Genomic DNA, 17,504 nt, shown 5'->3' with positions numbered 1-17,504 from the left:
GGCATCGTTCGAATGGGACTCTGAGGAATGTGTGCATCTTGAGCAAAAGCCGTTCACGGACTACTTTCACGCTTCAAAGATTTCCCATTGCTACGCTCCCCCCTCTCCTGATGCTGATCGTGGGGGAAGGGAATGGGGGATGAAAAAGCTGTGAACATTAGGCTCGTATAGTCCATGTCCAAGGTTTCCCCCACTCTCCCGCACAAATATCAATACCTTTTCGCCTCAAAACATGCTCGATCGCGGCCTGTACGACTGCGCGTTCTGCATCCCCTATGCGGTCGAAAAACCTGGAAAAATTTCCACCGTCGTAGATCTCAATTTTCCACTGCCGTGTGCTCTCCCACATCGCCCCCCCGCGAAATTGTCTTGGTCTATCGCTGCTTGGCGTAGTAGCGCCCCATGAACTCGTCGCGGTACGCCTTGTACTCGCCGGCGTCGATGGCGGCACGAATGTTGTCCACCAGCCGGATCATGAACTCCAGGTTGTGCATGGTGCACAGCGTGCCAGCGAGGAACTCCTTCGCCTTGAGCAGGTGGTGGATGTACGCGCGGGAGTAGTTCTGCGAGACGTAGCCGCCGAACTCCTCGTCCACGCCGGCGAAGTCGCGCTTGAAGCGGGCCGCGGTGAGGTTCATGCGCCCATCCAGGGTGTACACGCCGCCGCGGCGCCCCAGGCGGGTCGGCGCGACGCAGTCGAAGGTGTCTGCGCCCGCCTCCACGGCGGTAAAGATGTCGTCCGGCTCGGAGATACCGAGGAGGTGGCGGGGCTTGTCAGCGGGCAACTCGTCGGTGACCCAGCCGACGATGGTGCCCAGGTTCTCCTTCTCCAGGGCGCCACCGATGCCGAAGCCGCCGAAGCCGCGCTTACCCTCCTCTCGGGCCTCACGGTCCAGGTCTAGCAGGCCGCGCACCGCGGAGCGGCGCAGGTCCTCGTACTGCGCGCCCTGCACCACGCCCCACAGGGACTGCAGGGGCTTGCCGTCGCGCGCCAAAGTGAGGCGGTCGTGCTCGTCCAAGCAGCGCTTCGCCCAGCGGCGGGTGCGCTCCACGGAGTGCTCCTGGTAGTCGCGGGTGTCCACCAGGGTGGTCAGCTCGTCGAAGGCGAACATGATGTCCGCGCCCAGCTGGTGCTGGATCTGCATGCTCACCTCAGGGGTGAAGCGGTGCGAGGAGCCGTCGATGACGGACTTAAAGTCGACGCCGTCGTCGTCGACACGCGCCATGCGGTCCTTGTTGGCTGCGCGGATGTCGCTCTCGTCCAGGTCCGCGATGTCCATCGCCAGCACTTTCTTGAAGCCGACGCCCAGGCTCATCACCTGGAAGCCGCCGGAGTCCGTGTAGGTCGGCCCGTCCCAGTGCTCAAACGCGGCCACGCCGCCCGCCTCGTCGACGATGTCCGGGCCCGGCTGCAGGTACAGGTGGTAGGCGTTGGACAGGATGGCCTGGGCGCCGGTCTGGTGGATCTGCTCCGGGGTCAGCGTCTTCACCGTCGCCTTCGTGGCCACGGGAATGAACGCGGGCGTCTGGATGTCACCGTGCGGAGTGTGGATCGTGCCCGTGCGGCCGTGGCGGCCCGGCGCGGGCTCGAGCTCAGTGCCGACGGTGTAGGAAAGATCGGTGTGTGCGGGGTTCATCGGGAGGGCTCCAGTTCTGCAGTGTCGGGGTGGGTGTTTGGGTGAAACTCGCGCTCCAGGCCGGTGCCCTCCACGTCCACGTGCGGCAGGATCCGGTCAAGCCAGCGGGGCATCCACCAGGTCGAACGACCGAGGATGAACATGGTGGCCGGGACGAGTGCCATCCGGACGAAGAAAGCGTCGAAAAGCACTGCGACGCCGAGCGCAAAGCCGAAGATCTGGATGAATGGGAGCGGCTGGTTGATGAAGGCCACGAAGACGGCGATCATGATGATCGCGGCTGCCGTGACCACGCGCGCGCCCTGCGCGAAGCCGTCGACGGTGGAGTGCTGGACGGCGTGGATTTCCGCGTCGGGGTCGCCCTCGCGGCGCAGCTTGAGGTAGTGCTCGCGGATGCGCGTGACCAGGAAGACCTGGTAGTCCATGGCCAGGCCGAAGGTGACGCCGATGAGGAAGATGGGCAGGAAGGACAGAATCGGGGTCGGCGTGTTGACCAGGCCCAGGAAGCCCTCCTGCCAGAACAGGACCGTGACGCCGAAGGCCGCGCCGACCGAGAGCAGGAAGCCCAGGCCCGCGACCACGGGCACGAGGATGGAGCGGAACACGATCATGAGCAGCAGGATCGCCAGCCCGACCACGATCGCCAGGTAGAGCGGCATCGCGCCGCTGAGCTCCTCGGTGATGTCCATCTGTACCGCGGTCAGCCCCGTCAGGCCAATGGTCACGCCGGTGGCGTCCTCGACCTGGTGCAGGGTCTCGCGCAGGCCGTGCGCGACCTCGAGCGTGTACTCCTCCTCCGGGCCGCCCTGCGGGTAGGCCACCATCTGCGCCGCGGTCATGTCGTCGTTGACACCGATGAGCTGCGCGTGCTGGATGCCGCTGACCGTGCCGGCCTCGCCAACGGCGTAGAGGAAGGAAGCAAGCGCCGCCTTCTCGGCGTCGCCGCCCTGCTCGTCCGGGATCGCGTCCATGTACGGCCGCAGGATCTCCGAGTCGGGGTTCGCCGCGTGCGCGTCCACCACGACGAGGAACGGCGCGTTCACGCCAGGTCCGAAGCCTTCCGCCATGAGCTCCGCCGACTTGCGCTGGGTGGTGTCGAGGTTCGAGGTGCTATCCGACGGCAGCGCCATCTCCAAGTCCAGCACCGGTGCAGCCAGCGCGCCCAGGCCCAGGACCACGCACGCCATGACCACGGCCGGGAACTTCCGCACGAAGTTGACCCAGGTGCGGCCCATGGACTTTTCGTCCAAATCTTTCGCGGGGCGCTTCCCGGGGCCGGGCTGGCCGGCAACGCCCGGGATGCGGCCCGCGAACGCGCGGTCGCCCCACAGGCCGAGCAGCGCGGGCAGGAGCGTGAGCGCCACGAGCACGGAGACCAGCAGCGTCAGCGCGGCGGCGAGGCCCATCCAGGAGAGGAACTCGATCCCCGCCAACACCAGCGCGACCAGGGCGACGAACACGGTCGTGCCCGCGAACACGACGGAGGACCCGGCGGTGCCCACCGCCATGCCGGCCGCGTCGGGCCCGGGCAGCGTCCTGCGCTCCTGGCGGTAGCGGGACAGGATGAACAGGGCGTAGTCAATCCCCACCGCCAGGCCGATCATCACGGCGAGCACCGGGGTGACGTTGTTCAGGTCCACCCAGTGCGTGGTCAGCACGATGGCGAGCGCGCCGATGCCCACGCCCACCACCGCAGTGATGAGTGGGATCGTGGAAGCCGCGAGGGAGCCAAACGTGATGAGCAGGACCAGGAAGGCGACGCCGAGGCCGATGAGCTCGGAGGTGGTGTTGATCTCGATCGGGTCGCCGAAGCCGGCGCCGCCGGCCTCCACCTCCAGGCCGGCGTCGCGGCCGATCTGCATCGCCTGGTTCACCACGTCGCGGTCTGCCTGCTCCACCGTCATGGAGGACTCGGCCCCAAACTCGAAGGTGGTGTAGCCGATCCGGCCGTCGTCCGAGACCATGCGCAGGTTGTGCGCGTCCGCCTTCGCCGTCTCTTCCGGCAGGCCCATGTCCGTCATCTGGGTGACGATCATGTCCTGCAGCTCGCGGTTGACCTCGACCGGGTTGCCAAAGCGGTCGGTGCCGCTCAGCCCCTCGAGGTTGTCTTCGATGTAGCCGACCGTGTCGTCCATCGCCCGCATGTATTCCGGGCTGTCCAGCGACTGGCCGTCGGGCGCGGCGAACACCAGGTTGACGCCCGGCGCGGTGGCCACGTTGCCCTCACCGGGGAAGTTCTCCTCCAACGTGTCCAGCGCGGAGATGGCGGGCGTGCCGGAGATGGAGAACTCGGAGGTAAACGGCCGCATCAGCGAGAGGGCGCCCGCCGCGGTCGCGCCGAGGATGCACAGCCACGCCACGATCACCCGCCATTTGCGCAGGTAGGACCATCGTCCTAGCCGGAAGAGGAGCTTCGCCACAGATCACACGGCCCTTCGGGTGTTGGGAAAGAGAGGTCTTGCGTACGTTTCAAGTACTCGGCCAATCATAGTGGTCGGGCACGCTGGGCCAAAGGGGTCACAACTCAGATGACGAGGACGGGTTGACGAAGATGCGGGTCCCGAACCGCAAGGGGCTCGTCACGGGGATCTCGTCAAACAGGCTCTTTTGTTTGTGCAGTTAGTGGCAATGGACCGCCTTCTCTTTGAACTCGCTCTTTGAACTCGGCAGAATAACATTCAGGACGCTGATAGGCATTGTGTGTGGCAGGCGCTGACAACGATCCGGGTTAACGCAGATTTTGCACGAAAAATTGGCGATGCCCACGAAACAGACCATCCTGGTTCTCCTGAAGCTGGGCACATGGATCAAACAAACAATGCCATTGGTCGAGACATTGGATTGCGACACGAAGGAGATGAAGCGGGCGCCATCAATGAATGTCATGCGCAGGCTAAAAACGGTGGTCTGATCAAGATAAACTGATTGGTAAGGAATTTGTTGTGAAAGAAAGAACGATCATTCCGGAAGTGCTTTTTGGAATTGTCTTGGGCTTCGCAACCCTTTATGGCGGAGTGCTCCTGTCCACATGGCTTCCAACACCTTTCGTTTTCTATGGGCTACCTCTACCTTCATTGGTGGTGTTGGGCGTATTAGCCATGTCTGTCTACATGTTGAAAAAGGATCGGCTTAGCGACCGAGCATGGCGTGCTTTTGCCTTCACATTCGCCGCGTTTTTCGTCGTATCAGCGTTCTTATGGGTGAGCACAATTTCTGGCTATGGAAACTTCGCATAGTCTATAGATATGGAACCGCTGTAAGGCCAATATAGTTAGCCTCTAGATTGAAGTCTAGAGGCTCAAACAAGTACGAACGCAAAAAGTGGCGCACCCCCAACATCCGGGGATGCGCCACTTTTCTTTGGCGGTAGCGGCGGGATTTGAACCCGCGGAGGTTTGACCCTCACTCGCTTTCGAGGCGAGCACCTTCGGCCGCTCGGACACGCTACCGTGAAACAGAATAACGGTAGGGTGCGCCGGAGACCAAATCCGCCCGCAGCTTACTTCTCGCCGTCGACGCGGTCCTGGACCTTGCCAGCGACCTCGTTGAACTTGTCCTTCACTGCGTCGCCAGCGTCCTCGAGCTTCTCGCGCACGCCGCCCTTGAGCTGGTCGGCCTTGCCCTCGTTCTCCAGGCTTTCGTTGTCCGTAACCTCGCCGGCTGCCTCCTTGGCCTTGCCCTTGAGCTGGTCTGCCTTGTCCTCAAAACCCATGACGGTCTCCTTTTCGGTCGAGTCTGTTGCTAACGCTGCCCAGCTTACCGAAGGTCCCGGAAGAACGTCCCCAGCAGCGCCGCGTTTTCCTCCGCCAGCACCCCCGCGCGCACCTCGACGGTGTGCAGGTGGTGGGGGTCGCGGAGGGCGTCGAAAAGCGAGCCCACCGCCCCGGTCTTGGGCTCCCACGCGCCGAAGACCAGGGAGGCGACGCGCGCGCCGAGGATGGCGCCGGCGCACATCGTGCACGGCTCCAGTGTGACCACCAGCTCGCAGCCGTCCAGGCGCCACGTGCCCAGCTCACGGGCGGCGGCGCGGATCGCTTCCACCTCGGCGTGCGCGGTCGGGTCGCCGTCCGTCTCCCTGCGGTTGACTCCCCTGCCCACGACGCGCCCCGACGCATCAAAGACGAGCGCGCCGACGGGGACGTCGCCGGCCGGGGTCGTGCGCGCCAGGTCCAGCGCCTCGCGCATGCGGGCCTCGGCGCGGCGCTGCGGTGCGCTAGTCCGCATCCCCGAGTGCGTCCGCGAGGTCGTCGCCGAAGCCGAGCTCGTCGGCGAGCATGAAGGCGAGGTCTTCGGGGTCCGCGTCTTCGTCGATAAGCACACTGATCTGCTCGCTGGAAACCCCGAGGTCCGCAAAGATGTCAAAGTCGCCGTCGCCCCACGCGTCGACCATGTCCAGCTCATCGGGGTCGATGTCGGGCGCGTCGATCCCCGCCTCCGCGAGCACGGACTCCGCGAACTCGTCATCCACGGCCATCGTCGCGTCCGACAGCAGCACCCGCGCGCGCACCGGCCCGGGCCGCACGACCACCAGGTAATCGTCCTCAACGTTGAGCATCGCAAACGCCGGCCCCTCGTTGCGCAGCGCGCGCACCGCGCTTATCGACGCCCCCATGTCCCCAAAATCATCCGCGTACCCACGGACATTCCACACCCCGTTGTGCTGCGCCACCGTCACGGCCCAGCCGTCCGTGTAATCCTCGCTCATGTTCGCCCACAGTAGTCGGCACGGCGGCCCGTTGTCATTAGAATGAGGGGCGTGAATCTCAGCGACGCATCCCGGATCCCCAGCACCCGCCTCAAGCCCGTCTGCATCGTCGGCCTCGGGCTCATCGGCGGCTCCCTCCTCCGCGACCTCGTAGCCCAGGGACACACCGCCTACGGCTACACCCACTCCCGCAATGGCACCCGCGCCGCGCAGCGCGACGGGTTCGACGCAACCAATTCGCTTATCGACGTCCTCCAGCGCGCCCAGCGCGACGACGCCCTCATCGTCATCGCCGTCCCCTTCGAGGCAGTAGCCGACGTGCTGGACGCCATCGCCCAGTACGCCCCGAGCTGCGGCTTTACGGACGTCGTCTCGGTGAAAAAGCCGGTGTACGACCTCGTCCTCGCGCGCGGGATGGGCGAGCGCTACGTGGGCGGGCACCCGATGGCGGGCACCGAGCACTCCGGCTGGGTGGCGTCCCAGGAGGGCCTGTTCTCCCGCGCCGCCTGGGTGGTCACCTACGACTACGCCCTGGAAGTGGACCGCGTGCCGGAGTGCTGGTCGCAGCTGTTCGCCCAGGTGTGCAAGCTGGCGGCCGCCGCCGGCGCCGAGGCAGTGCCGGTGCGGGTGAACCCGCACGACGAGGCGGTCGCCCGCGTGTCCCACCTGCCGCACGTGCTCGCGGAGGCACTCGCCCTGGTGGGCGACAAGGGCGGGACCCTCGCGCAGTCGCTGGCCGCCGGTTCCTACAAGGGCGGCACGCGCGTGGCGGGCACCGACCCGGTCCTGGTGCGCAACATGTGCGAGACGAACGCGGAATCCCTGGTCCGCGTGCTTGACGAGTACATCGAGGTCCTCCACACCGCACGCGCCGACCTCGCCGGCGCCACGCCGTCGATGAAGCAGCTCGCCGAGTCCGGCCACCGCGCCTACACCCGGATGAGCGCCCGCTCCGGCGCCCGCCGCGAGTCCGTCTCCCCGGTGAAGATCTCCTCGCGGCCCGTCATGCGCCTGCACCCGGGTGCGCCGGGGTGGGTGCGCCAGCTCCAGCAGATCGAATCCCTGGGCGGGCGCGTCGAGGTGTTCTAGCAGTGCCCTGAGACACGAAGAACCCCCAGACACGGTGTCTGGGGGTTCTGGTCTGCGTCCGGCGCTACTCGCCCTCGCGGCGGCGGCCCATGTACATGTAGGCGCCACCGGCCAGGAGCAGCAGGAGGCCGAGGGTGATAACGGTGGTCATCGGCGTACCGGTCTCCGCCAGATCGCCGTCGCGGCTGGAGGACTTGGTGGTCTCGTCCGAATCGTCCTTGGAGGAGCCGGACTTCTTGTTGCTCACCGTGCGCTTCACCACGGACTGCTTCTGCTCCACGCTGGTGGTGCGCCCGGTGGACACGCCGCCGGTAAGGTTCGCGCGGGAGTAGCTGGTGCTCTCCGTGGACGTACCGGAGGTGGAAGTGGAGGTGGACTTGGTGCCCGTCGTCTTGCTGCCGGCCTTGCCGCCACCCAGCGCGCCGGCCGCGGCGCCCACCGGGCCGAGGATGCCGGCAAGCAGCGGCTTGACCTCATCCATGACCTCCAGGATCTCCTTCGGCTTGGACTTGGTGGAGGTGGTGCTCCCCTTCTTCTTCAGCACGATCTCGCCGGAGTTGTTTTCGCGGCTGAACACGAGCTCCTTGTTGCTGTAGCCATCCGGGACCTCATCCAGGGTGATGCGCACGAAGCGCTCGTCGCCGGACGGGATCACCACGTCGGCCACGCCGTTGGCGTTGGTGACGCCGAGGATAGACTCACCCGACACCAGGACGGCGCTCTCTACCGGGTTGTCGTCCTCGTCCACGACGGTGATGCGCGCGTTCTTCTCCGGGTACTTGCCGTCAGCAGAGTTGGAGTCCTTGGTCAGCAGGATCTCCTCGCCGTCCATCTCACGGTCGACGGCGAAGTAGGAGTTCTCGTAACCCTTCGGCACGTCCTTCTCGTTCATCTTGACGTTCAGGAACTCTTCACCAGCCGGAATCGTGATGGTCACGTCACCCTTGCTGTTCGTAGTCCCGAGCCTTTTGCCGTTCTGAGACACCAGCCGCACGCGCTTCACCGGCTTGTCGTCCTCGTCCAGCAGCGTGAGCTTCACCTTCGCCGCTTCGAGGTCGGCATCCTCGGTCGTCGTGGTTGTGCTGGTCTGGCTCTCGTCGCCCTCGGTCGTGGTCACCGGGGCGGTCTCCGAAGTGGTGCCAGTCGCGGTCCCATCTGCCTCGCCCGCGTTGAACTGCACGCGCAGCGAGGTCTCGCCCGCAGCGACGGGGAACAGCTCGTCACCAGCCGCGACCTTCACGTCGCCCATGCCCTCGGGCAGCGACAGGCGCGCCTGACCCTCGCGGTCCGTCTTGGCGTAGATCGAAGGGTCTTCGTCCACAATCACTTCGTAGTCATCCACCGCGTGCGCGTTCTCGTCCATCACGGTCACCAACACGTCGCGCGCCTCGGCCTTGGGCGCCGGGGCTTCAGTGCTTACCGACGAGCTCGGCTCCGTCACTTCCGCCACCTCCGTAGGCACGGCCGGGGTCGGCGCCGGAGCGGGCTCCTTCGCGCTCGGGGATGGCTGCTCGGCGGCCTTCACGGTCGGCTCGGTGGGGGTACCGGTAGCGACGCGGGGTGCCGCCGGCTCGGCGGACGGCTTCTGCGGCTCCGTCACCGGCTTGTACCAGGCGCCGGCGCGCAAGCTGGCCAGGTTGAGGAAGTTGTCGGTGACGCGGGTGCCCTCGGTGGTCGCGGCGATGAGCAGCGGCTTGGTGGCCGCGTCTCTCACCTCGACGGTTGAGGCCTTGTCGTCCGCGAAGACCAGGTTGCCGGCGCGGTTGGTGTAGGCGTAGTTCAGGTCGCCCACCTTGGCAGCGTCGACGCCCTTCGCCACGGCGAGCGGCTCGGCGCTGACGGTGGCCTCGCGCACGTCAAGCGTCCACAGGAAGGGGACCTCCTTCTTCGTCTTGGGGTCCTTGCCGGTAGAGACGGCGTAGAGGGTGTTGGCATCCGCGTCGCCCCCGAGGGAGCCCCACGCGTGCGGTGCCTTCGCGTCGGTCTCGCCGCGCTGCTCCAGTGCGTGGAAGTCAAAGGTGAGGGCGCCTTCGTGGGGTCTGCCTGCCGCATCCTGTGAGAGGTCCAGGGTGTGGATGGCGTCGCCGGTGTTGAGCACGAGGTCACCGGCGCGGGTGAAGGCGGCGGAGGTGATGGTGGGGGTCGACGTGGCGTCGTCAAGCGCCAAAGGCCCCATGTCGAGCACCTCACCGGTGACGGGGTGGATACGCAGGAGGTGGTTGGCCGGCTTGCCCTGCTCGGCTTTCGACACCGCGTAAACCCGGTCATTGAACGGGTTGAGTGCGAGTGCGGTGTAGGCCCAGCCGCCGGAGGTGAAGTGTGCCTGGTAGGAGCCCGTGCCGGCGGGTGCTTCCTGCACGGAGGGGAGCGCCTCGTTCGCCTTCGAGGCGAGGTCTGCCAGGCCCGCAGCGAGCGACGGGTCCTGCGCGCTCGCGACGGGCGTGAGGGCAACCGTGCCCGCGACCGCCGCCGCGAGCGCGACGCAGCTCAGTTTGCCAGTGTGCTTCTTCAAATTCATGTGGTACCTCTCAGCGTTATTGCGGGCGCACTCAGCCCAAAAACCATTACTAATGTATCCGTGTTGGCAGGCGTTCTCAATACGCAGCGCCGCTCAGTTTCTTAGCTGTATATAAGCGTAAAGCCCGCCGCGTTTCCGCGACGGGCTTTCGCCTCAGTGGTGCCTGGCGTTAGGCGTTGACCTTGGTCGGCTCAGCGGCCGTGGTGAGGGTCTTCTCTTCCTTCTTGGAGGAGGAGCCCTTCGCGTCACCCGTGCTGCTGCCCATCTCTCCGCCGGACTGGCAGGAGGCGTAGGTCAGGCCGAGCGCGAGCGCGCCCAGGCCGATGATGCCTGCCGCGAGGACGCCCGCCGGGACGGCCGGGTCGATCTGCGCCAGCTGGCGGGAGATCTCGTTCATCCACTCCGGGCGCTGGATGTTCAGGCTCGGCATGGCCTGGTTGAACTGCGCCGCTGCTGCGTTGAACTCGTCCTCGAACAGGACCGCCGCACCGCCCATGGCCGCGATCAAGATGCCGATCGGGATTAGCCAGGTGGTCGGGTTGGAGACCGAGGAGGTGTCCGCCAGGCACTTGCCCAGCGAGCTGCCCTCCGGCTCCGGTGCCGGGGTGGTCGTCTCGGTGTACTCGATCGGGCGGTCGAGGAGTCGGACGTCAACGTCCATCTTCTCCTCGTCGCCGGTGATCTCGAACTCCTTCGACTCCAGCGTTGCGCCGATGCCGTTCTCGTTCTTGTCCGGGTCCAGCGGCTCCGCGAGGATCACGCCACCCGGGTTGCGCATCTGCAGGGTGTAGTTGCCCTCGTTGACGCCCTTGAAGACGAACTCGCCATTGCTATCCGACGTCTCCGTGACGGCCGGCAGGCCATCGGAGGAGTGGAGGGTGACCTCCATGCCACCGTACGGTTTGTCGCCTTCGTCGCGCTTTCCGTTCTCGTTGACGTCGACGAACAGCGAGCCGTTGATGTCGGTGACAGCGGGCAGTGGCGCCCCCTCTTCAACAACGATGTGGGCGTTGCCGTCGATGTTCTCCTTCGGGGAGACCACGAGCAGACCCGACGGGTCGTCGCCGTAATCCGGCTCGTCCTCGAAGATCTTCGAGCGCTTCGGCGGCTCCGGGGCCTGGCCCGCGGCTTCTGCCGCGTTGTGGTGGCGCTTGCCCTTGGCCAGCGGAGGCAGGATGCCCTTGAACACGACGCGCTCGCCCGGCATCAGGGTGCCGGTGAAGCCCTTCGGCGGGATGATCTCCATCGGCTTGCCCTTACCCGGGTGCTTCGGGTCGAAGCTCTTCTCGTCGCCTTCGTAGATGGTGTCGTTTACCGTCACGTTCTCCATACGGGTGGAACCGGTGTTTACCACCTCGTAGGTGAAGTAGAGGTCTTCGTCCGCGGCCATGTGGACCGGGTCGTTCGCGTTGGTAGCAAAGCGGGCGTTGACCTTCTTCTGCATGCTCATGTCCATGAACTTCACGTATGCCTCGTTCGGCGTGGAGGCGACCATCTTGTCCTGATCGTCCTTACCGCGCGCGACCGCGATGTTGGCAAACGCGCCCTTGTCCACCGGCGGTGCCATGACCGCGGAGAACACCTTGTACTCGCCCGGCTTCAGGGTGCCGTCCCAGCCCTTCGGTGCCTTGATGGCACCCTGCGCGAACGGGTCCTCGATCTCGATGTCGTGGACCGTCACGTCGGACTCGTTGGTGACGATGAAGCCGTAGATGAGGTCCTCGTCGTTGGGCAGGCCCGGAGCGTCGTCAGGCGTGTTGGCGTCGTAGCCGCGCACGCGCTTCTCCAGCTTCAGCACCTTCTTGGTCAGGTTGACCGTCGGCAGCTCGACGTCCTTGCCCGGGCGGACCGGGATGTACATCGGGTCGACCTTCTGCACGCCGTCCGGCGTGAAGATTTCCACGATGGCGTCGCCCGGCACCACATCCATGGTGTAGTTGCCGTTCTTGTCCACCGGAACTTCCTTGGTATCGCCGTGGGAGTCGGTGACAGTGACCAGCACGCCGTCGATCGGCTTACCGTCGCCGTCGACAACCTGGCCCTTGATCTCAGAGCGTGGTGCCTTGACGTTGACAATGCCCTGGTGCGCCGGCTTGTCGTCGGTGACCTTGACCTTCTTCGGCCAATCCTTCGGCTTGGTCCAGCCCTCCGGCAGCTCGAGGTCAACCTCGTAGTCGCCGGCAGGCAGCTTATCGGTGGTGAAGTGACCGTCCTTGTCCACGGTCACCGCCGGGAAGGTCTCGGTCGGGTTGCCGTCGGCATCCGTGCCCTTACCCTTCACAATGACCTTGGCACCCGGGATCTGCTCGTTCAAGTCATCAACGAGCCAGCCGTTGATGGTGCCGGGCTCGCCCTTGTCCGCCTTGATCGGCTTCTTCGTCGTCGGGGTGATGATGCGCGGCACCGTCACCTTCTCGCCGTCCTTGACCGTCACCTCGGTGTAGCGCGGGGTGCGGTGGCCGTCGGCGGGATCCACAACGACAACGTAGTCGCCCGGCTCCAGGTCGTCCGACGTGAAATCGCCGGTCGTGGGGTCAATCTCCAGCTCCGAGGTGGAACCGTCCGGGTGACGGACCGTGGCCGTGGTGCCCGGGACGGGCTTGCCCTCCTGGTCACGCACGCCGCCCTCGAAGTTACCCGTGTTGTTCGGGTGATCGCTCGGCTTGGAGTCGAGCACGACGTTAAAGGAGTGACCGTCAGCGTCGGTAACGTCCCACTTCAGACCGCTCTTGGCCACGTAATTGCCGTCGTCCTTGGACACGGTCGCGGTGTAGGCGCCCAGGGCAGCCTCACCGGAGAACTCGCCCTTCTCATTGGTGACAAACACCACGAACTTCTCCGAGTCGTTGTCATCAACCATCTCCACGACGGCACCCTCGATCGGGTCGCCGGCCGTGTTGGTGACCTTGCCGGACACCTTGGCGTCCTTGGCGGCGACCTTCGCCATCTCGATCGGTTGGACCGAGCTGGTCTTGCCAACGTTGACGGTCACGGTCGGCGCGCTGGTCGGGCGGTACCCGTTCGCGCTCGCCTTCGCCCTGTAGTTACCGGCCGGCACGTCAGCCGCGGTGTAGTCGCCGTTGGCGTCAACCGTTGCCGGGATGACGTCGCCGGTGTCCACGTTCTCCAGCACGACAGCGACTTCGCCGTCAATTGCGTTGCCGTCGGCGTCACGCACGGAGCCCTTGACGGTACCCGTCTGCGGCGTGTCCGGAGTCTTCTCCAGCTGGAAATCTTTCTGTACGTTCGCGCTCGGCGTGACATCCACTACCTGCGCCTCGGGCGACTCGTAGTCCGCCGCACGGACCTCGACGCGGTACTGGCCAACAGCCAGATCGCCGCGCGAGTACTTACCGTCCTTGTCGGTGGTGGATTCGTAGCTTGCGCCGTTCTCAACGTCCGTGATGGTCACGGTCGCGCCCTCAATCGGCGCGTTCTTCGCGCCCGTGACTACGCCGTGCACGGAGCCGATTGTCGACGTCAACGTGATGCCCTCAGTGTCCTTCCCGTTCGCCGGGACGTTCACCACGATGTTGGAGACCTTCTTATAGGTCTTCGGTGCGTCGACACTGAGCGTCCACTGACCTGCAGGAACACCATCGAAGTTGAAGGAGCCGTTCTTCGCGGTTGCCGCATTGCGCTCTTCATCGCCACGGGTCAGCGTCAGGCTGATGTTTTCCAGCGGCTGACCAGTGGAGTCCTTCACGGAGCCATCGACCGAACCAGGGTTACGCTGCACCTCGACCTCAACCGGGTCGGTGTGGGTACCGGCGACAACGGTGAAAGCAGTCTTGCCTTCCTTGTATTCGTCGGTGCCCGCAACAACCGCGGTGTAGTCGCCCGGCGTCACGGAGTCCATGGAGAACAGGCCATCGCTATTGGCCTTGACGGTGTCGACGGTCTGCCCGCCGCGTTGGATCACAACGTCCACATCCTCGATCGGCTTGCCGCTGTCATCCTTCACGAAGCCATTGACGGTGTCCGTCGCACGGTGCACCTTCAGGTCGACGTCGGTCTTCACACCTGGGTTCACGTCGAAGCCCCTGACATAACCGCCGTACTCGTCAGTCTTTGTAACGGTCGCCTCGTGCGGGCCCGGGTTCAACTTGTCCGTGGTGAACTTGCCGTTTGCGTCGGTGGTGTAGGTGTCAGCGCCGTCAATGGTGACGGTTGCGCCTTCAACCGGTGTACCGGTTTCGTCCACTACAGTGCCCTCGGCCCAGCCGTTGGTGCGCTTGACCTGGACATCAGCAACTTCAGTGTTCGCAGGGGTGATGGTCGCGTCCACGGTGTTTGCCTCGTGAGCGGTGCCCGCCTCGACGGCAACCGTGTACGAGCCAGCCTTCTGCTCGTTGAACTGGTACTTGCCGTTGGCGTCCGTCTGCGCGGAGGCCACCTCGTTGCCGTCGGCGTCCTTGAGGATCACCTTGGCGTCGTTGACAGATTCGCCAGCATCGTTGGTGACTACACCCTCGAGGTTGCCCGGCGCCCGGGTGAGCTGAATGTCCGCGGTCGACGGACGGTTGGGGCGCACCGTGACGTCCTTGGGTTCGCCGCTGCGTGCGTTGGTGGGCTCTACCGAAACGCTGAACTCACCTGCAGGAACGCTTGCGAACTTGTAGGTACCGTCCTGGCCAGTCGTGGTCGAGGTCTTGAATTCGGCGTCAGGCGCGTCCTTAGCGCGACGCTCACCGTCGATGACAACCGTTGCTCCCGTGACCGGGTTACCCGCGTCATCGGTGATCGCGCCGGTAACCGACCCGGGCTGCGGTGCCACGCTGATCTTCCAGGTGACGTTGGCGTCCTCCACCAGGTCGGGCAGCTTGTTGTCCTTGACGTTTACATAGTCCTCGCCTGGGACAACGGCGACAGAGTAACCGGCTCCAGGGGCCTGGTTCGGGAAATCAACATTGCCATTCGCGTCTGCCGGCTTACGCTCGAGCTCCCGGCCGTCGCGGGAAAGGATTACTTCGGCGTTTTCCACGGGTTCGCCGAGGTCATTGAGCACGGTGACCGTGTATCCAGGGTTAAACCGCTCAACCTTGATCGTGGGCCTGGCCGTCTCGTTCGGCTCTACAGTCACCTCTTCGGTGTGCTGCTTCGTCAGTTTCGTCTTACCGACCTGGATCTTGTACTCACCCGGCTTCTGATCCTTGAGCTCGAACTCGCCGTTTACCACCGATACGGGGACTCTCGTTCCATCCGGTCGCGTCACAGTGACGTTATCCGGGGAGACGGGGTTACCGGCGTCGTCGACAATCTTGCCCACAATGGAGCCGTTTGCTCGGGTCACCGTGATGTCTTTTGCCGTGATGGTTTCATTCGGCTTCACGGTGACGTCGGTGAAGTTACCAGTGAAGTTGTTTCCGTCGGTGACGGTCACGGTCTTCTCGCCAGGGACAACGCCGGGGATGGTGTACTTGCCGTCGCCGTCCGTCGTGGCTTTCTTGCCACCCGCGGAAACCTCAGCGCCTTCAACTGGCTTACCCGCGTCATCAACAACCGTGCCGGTGATGGTGCCAGGCAGGGAAACCGCGCTGAGGGTCAAATCAAGAGTCTTGCCCGGGCCTGCGTACTTCGGGCCGACGGTAATACCTTTATAGGTATTGGCCCCCGCGATCGAGGCCGTGTAGTCGCCATGTTTCAGATCCGGCACCTCGTAGAAACCTTGAGCATTGGTCTCCGCCGTGAAAGTGCCGCCGTCACCTTCGACAGTCACCTCGACGTTACCAAGGGGAAGGCCGTCCAGGTTGACCTGACCACCAATCGTCGCCGGCTTGTACGGAATAGTCGCATTGACGTTCTTTCCGCCGCCTGCGGGAACGGTCAGGCGTCCCCTACCCGTGCTCTTCGTCGACTCTGTTGCTTCGAACTCAATGTCATAATCTCCCGCGTCCAGGCCAGAGAGATTAAAGGTACCGTCCGAACCCGTGCTGGTGCGCTTCACTACATCAGCACCCCGGTACAGCACAACTGGGATGTCAGAGGCAGTTTCGTTGGTGCCTTCGTACTTTGCGGTGCCGGAGACGGACCCCTTGTTCCGCGAGACCACAACGTTTGCTTCGAATGGCTGGTTCGGGCTCACCACAGCGCTGGCACCGCCCTCCCCGTTCTGCGCCGTCTCTTCGACGCGTACGTCGTACTCACCCGGAGTTACGTCGCCGAAGGTGTAGTTACCATCAGCGTCTGTGGACGTGACTTTCTCTTCCTGACCAGCACCGACAAGGCGTACCTCCGCACCATTGACGGTTTCCCCAGCCTCATTGGTGACTCGGCCGAAGACCGAGCCCTTACGCAGATCGACGCGAACTTCTCCGGCGTTCGTCGGCTTCCCGACGTTCACGGTGACCGTCTTCGTACCCGCTTCAGTCTTCTCAGTTTGACCGACATCAAGCGTGTACTCGCCGCTCGCAGTGTCGAGATCCGTGATGCCCGACAGCGTGAACAGGCCGTCGCTGCCAGTGGTGTCTTCATGGTTCGTACCACGAAGCTTCACTGTCGCATCCTTAACAGTGTTTCCGTTTTCATCGACGACCTTGCCACGAATCGTGGCGGCATTCGCCTTGATGGTCAGGTCATGCGTTTCGTTCGCGTTGTGCCTCAGTTTGAATGGGCCCTGCTTTTCGCCGTAAAACCCGTCAACCAGCGTGGAGACCTGCACGGAGTACTCGCCCACCGGCACATCACTGAACTTGTAATCGAAATCCCCGGGACCAACACGTTCCGGCTGCCCGACCGGGTTACCGTCCTGGTCCAGGAGCTCGACCTTCGGGGTATCGGTAAAGCTCTTCGGCGCTGTCACCGTAACCGAAACGGTGCCGGTCTTCGCGTTGACGGGGAATTCCAGAGTCGGGGACTCCCCAGCGCTCACGGAGATGGTCTGGGCCGCAGATTCCTCGGTCGTTTCGGTCGCACCGATCTGTACCTTGTACGAACCTGGTTCGAGGCCTTCAATCGAGAACTTCCCGTCGGCAACGGGGCCCATATCCTGGTCATTGACAAGGACACGCGCGCCGTCAGCAGGTGCCCCCTTGACAACGCCGTTGATCACAGCTCGTTGAGGCTCTGTCACATGCTTAACATAATTGTTCAGTCGCTGAAGCTCCGGACCGCCTAAGCCCGGGCCGAATATGTTTAGCCTAACGTTTGAACCGCCACCGCTCTTCGGGATCGTCAACTCCCTCGGAAACTCAAGCCGCAACCCGTTGCCGTAACCTTCGGCGCCATATTCCTCGTCTTGCGTGGCGGTCGCCTTAACCTTGAACACGCGATCTTGGCCGTCGCCTAGGACGCGATATTCGCCTGCGCGAGCCTCATCAACCCAGACGTAGTAATCCCCCTCCTCAAAGGCGCGACTCTGTTGCTCTGGCCCGTAGTAATCCCTTTTGTATTCGTCCTTTTTTAGTACTAACGGGCCGTAAAGCTCAACGCCGTGCAAACGGATTTCTTTATCGTCCCTTCCAAGTATCTCAACTCGATACCCGGTCTGCCCATTTTGAGAAAGCTCACGCAATACTTCTGGGGCCTGAGCCCAATTCTCTCCGTAATTTGTGAG

General features: G+C 64.1%; 10 protein-coding genes and 1 tRNA gene. 3 read left to right on the top strand and 8 right to left on the bottom strand.

Annotation, left to right across the window (positions count from 1 at the left end; all coding sequences use genetic code 11):
- Positions 1-374 precede the first annotated feature (374 nt).
- Both tgt and CKJ82_RS10160 read right to left on the bottom strand, forming a co-directional pair.
- Entirely contained in the window at positions 375-1,637 is a 1,263-nt protein-coding gene (tgt, locus tag CKJ82_RS10165; protein WP_095538039.1) for a tRNA guanosine(34) transglycosylase Tgt, read from the bottom strand.
- Complete coding sequence (locus tag CKJ82_RS10160) at positions 1,634-4,057, bottom strand: MMPL family transporter (RefSeq protein ID WP_095538038.1); 2,424 nt, start codon at positions 4,055-4,057, stop codon at positions 1,634-1,636. Before CKJ82_RS10160 ends, tgt begins: the two co-directional genes overlap by 4 nt.
- A gap of 256 nt (positions 4,058-4,313) precedes the next feature.
- Here CKJ82_RS10160 and CKJ82_RS11695 point away from each other — a divergent pair, with 256 nt between their 5' ends.
- Positions 4,314-4,562, top strand: a complete 249-nt coding sequence (locus tag CKJ82_RS11695) for a DUF6973 domain-containing protein (protein WP_415528549.1) — start codon at positions 4,314-4,316, stop codon at positions 4,560-4,562.
- A 17-nt stretch (positions 4,563-4,579) separates the two neighbouring features.
- Positions 4,580-4,873: a hypothetical protein gene (locus tag CKJ82_RS11560; RefSeq protein ID WP_109561654.1), complete on the top strand. Its 294-nt coding sequence runs from the start codon at positions 4,580-4,582 to the stop codon at positions 4,871-4,873.
- A 125-nt stretch (positions 4,874-4,998) separates the two neighbouring features.
- Here the strand turns inward: CKJ82_RS11560 and CKJ82_RS10155 are convergent.
- The 4 genes from CKJ82_RS10155 to CKJ82_RS10140 form a co-directional block, all read right to left on the bottom strand.
- A tRNA-Ser gene (locus tag CKJ82_RS10155) sits at positions 4,999-5,086 on the bottom strand.
- Positions 5,087-5,136: 50 nt separating this feature from the next.
- Positions 5,137-5,349, bottom strand: a complete 213-nt coding sequence (locus tag CKJ82_RS10150) for a CsbD family protein (RefSeq protein ID WP_095275245.1) — start codon at positions 5,347-5,349, stop codon at positions 5,137-5,139.
- A 44-nt stretch (positions 5,350-5,393) separates the two neighbouring features.
- Positions 5,394-5,861: a nucleoside deaminase gene (locus CKJ82_RS10145; protein WP_165765426.1), complete on the bottom strand. Its 468-nt coding sequence runs from the start codon at positions 5,859-5,861 to the stop codon at positions 5,394-5,396.
- Positions 5,851-6,342: a tRNA adenosine deaminase-associated protein gene (locus CKJ82_RS10140; RefSeq protein WP_095538036.1), complete on the bottom strand. Its 492-nt coding sequence runs from the start codon at positions 6,340-6,342 to the stop codon at positions 5,851-5,853. Before CKJ82_RS10140 ends, CKJ82_RS10145 begins: the two co-directional genes overlap by 11 nt.
- A 42-nt stretch (positions 6,343-6,384) precedes the next feature.
- On the opposite strand from CKJ82_RS10140, the gene CKJ82_RS10135 reads away from it, so the two are divergent.
- A complete protein-coding gene (locus CKJ82_RS10135; RefSeq protein WP_095538035.1) occupies positions 6,385-7,431 on the top strand; it encodes a prephenate dehydrogenase in 1,047 nt (348 codons plus the stop codon).
- Positions 7,432-7,495: 64 nt separating this feature from the next.
- On the opposite strand, the gene CKJ82_RS10130 is transcribed toward CKJ82_RS10135, so the two are convergent.
- Positions 7,496-9,949, bottom strand: coding sequence for an LPXTG cell wall anchor domain-containing protein (locus tag CKJ82_RS10130; protein WP_095538034.1), 2,454 nt, complete (start codon positions 9,947-9,949; stop codon positions 7,496-7,498).
- Positions 9,950-10,118: 169 nt separating this feature from the next.
- Complete coding sequence (locus tag CKJ82_RS10125) at positions 10,119-17,021, bottom strand: carboxypeptidase regulatory-like domain-containing protein (RefSeq protein ID WP_165765425.1); 6,903 nt, start codon at positions 17,019-17,021, stop codon at positions 10,119-10,121.
- Positions 17,022-17,504 lie beyond the last annotated feature (483 nt).

The sequence above is a fragment of the Corynebacterium gottingense genome (assembly GCF_002285125.1).
Classification (GTDB): domain Bacteria; phylum Actinomycetota; class Actinomycetes; order Mycobacteriales; family Mycobacteriaceae; genus Corynebacterium; species Corynebacterium gottingense.
This window is presented reverse-complemented; position numbering and strand designations above follow the sequence as displayed.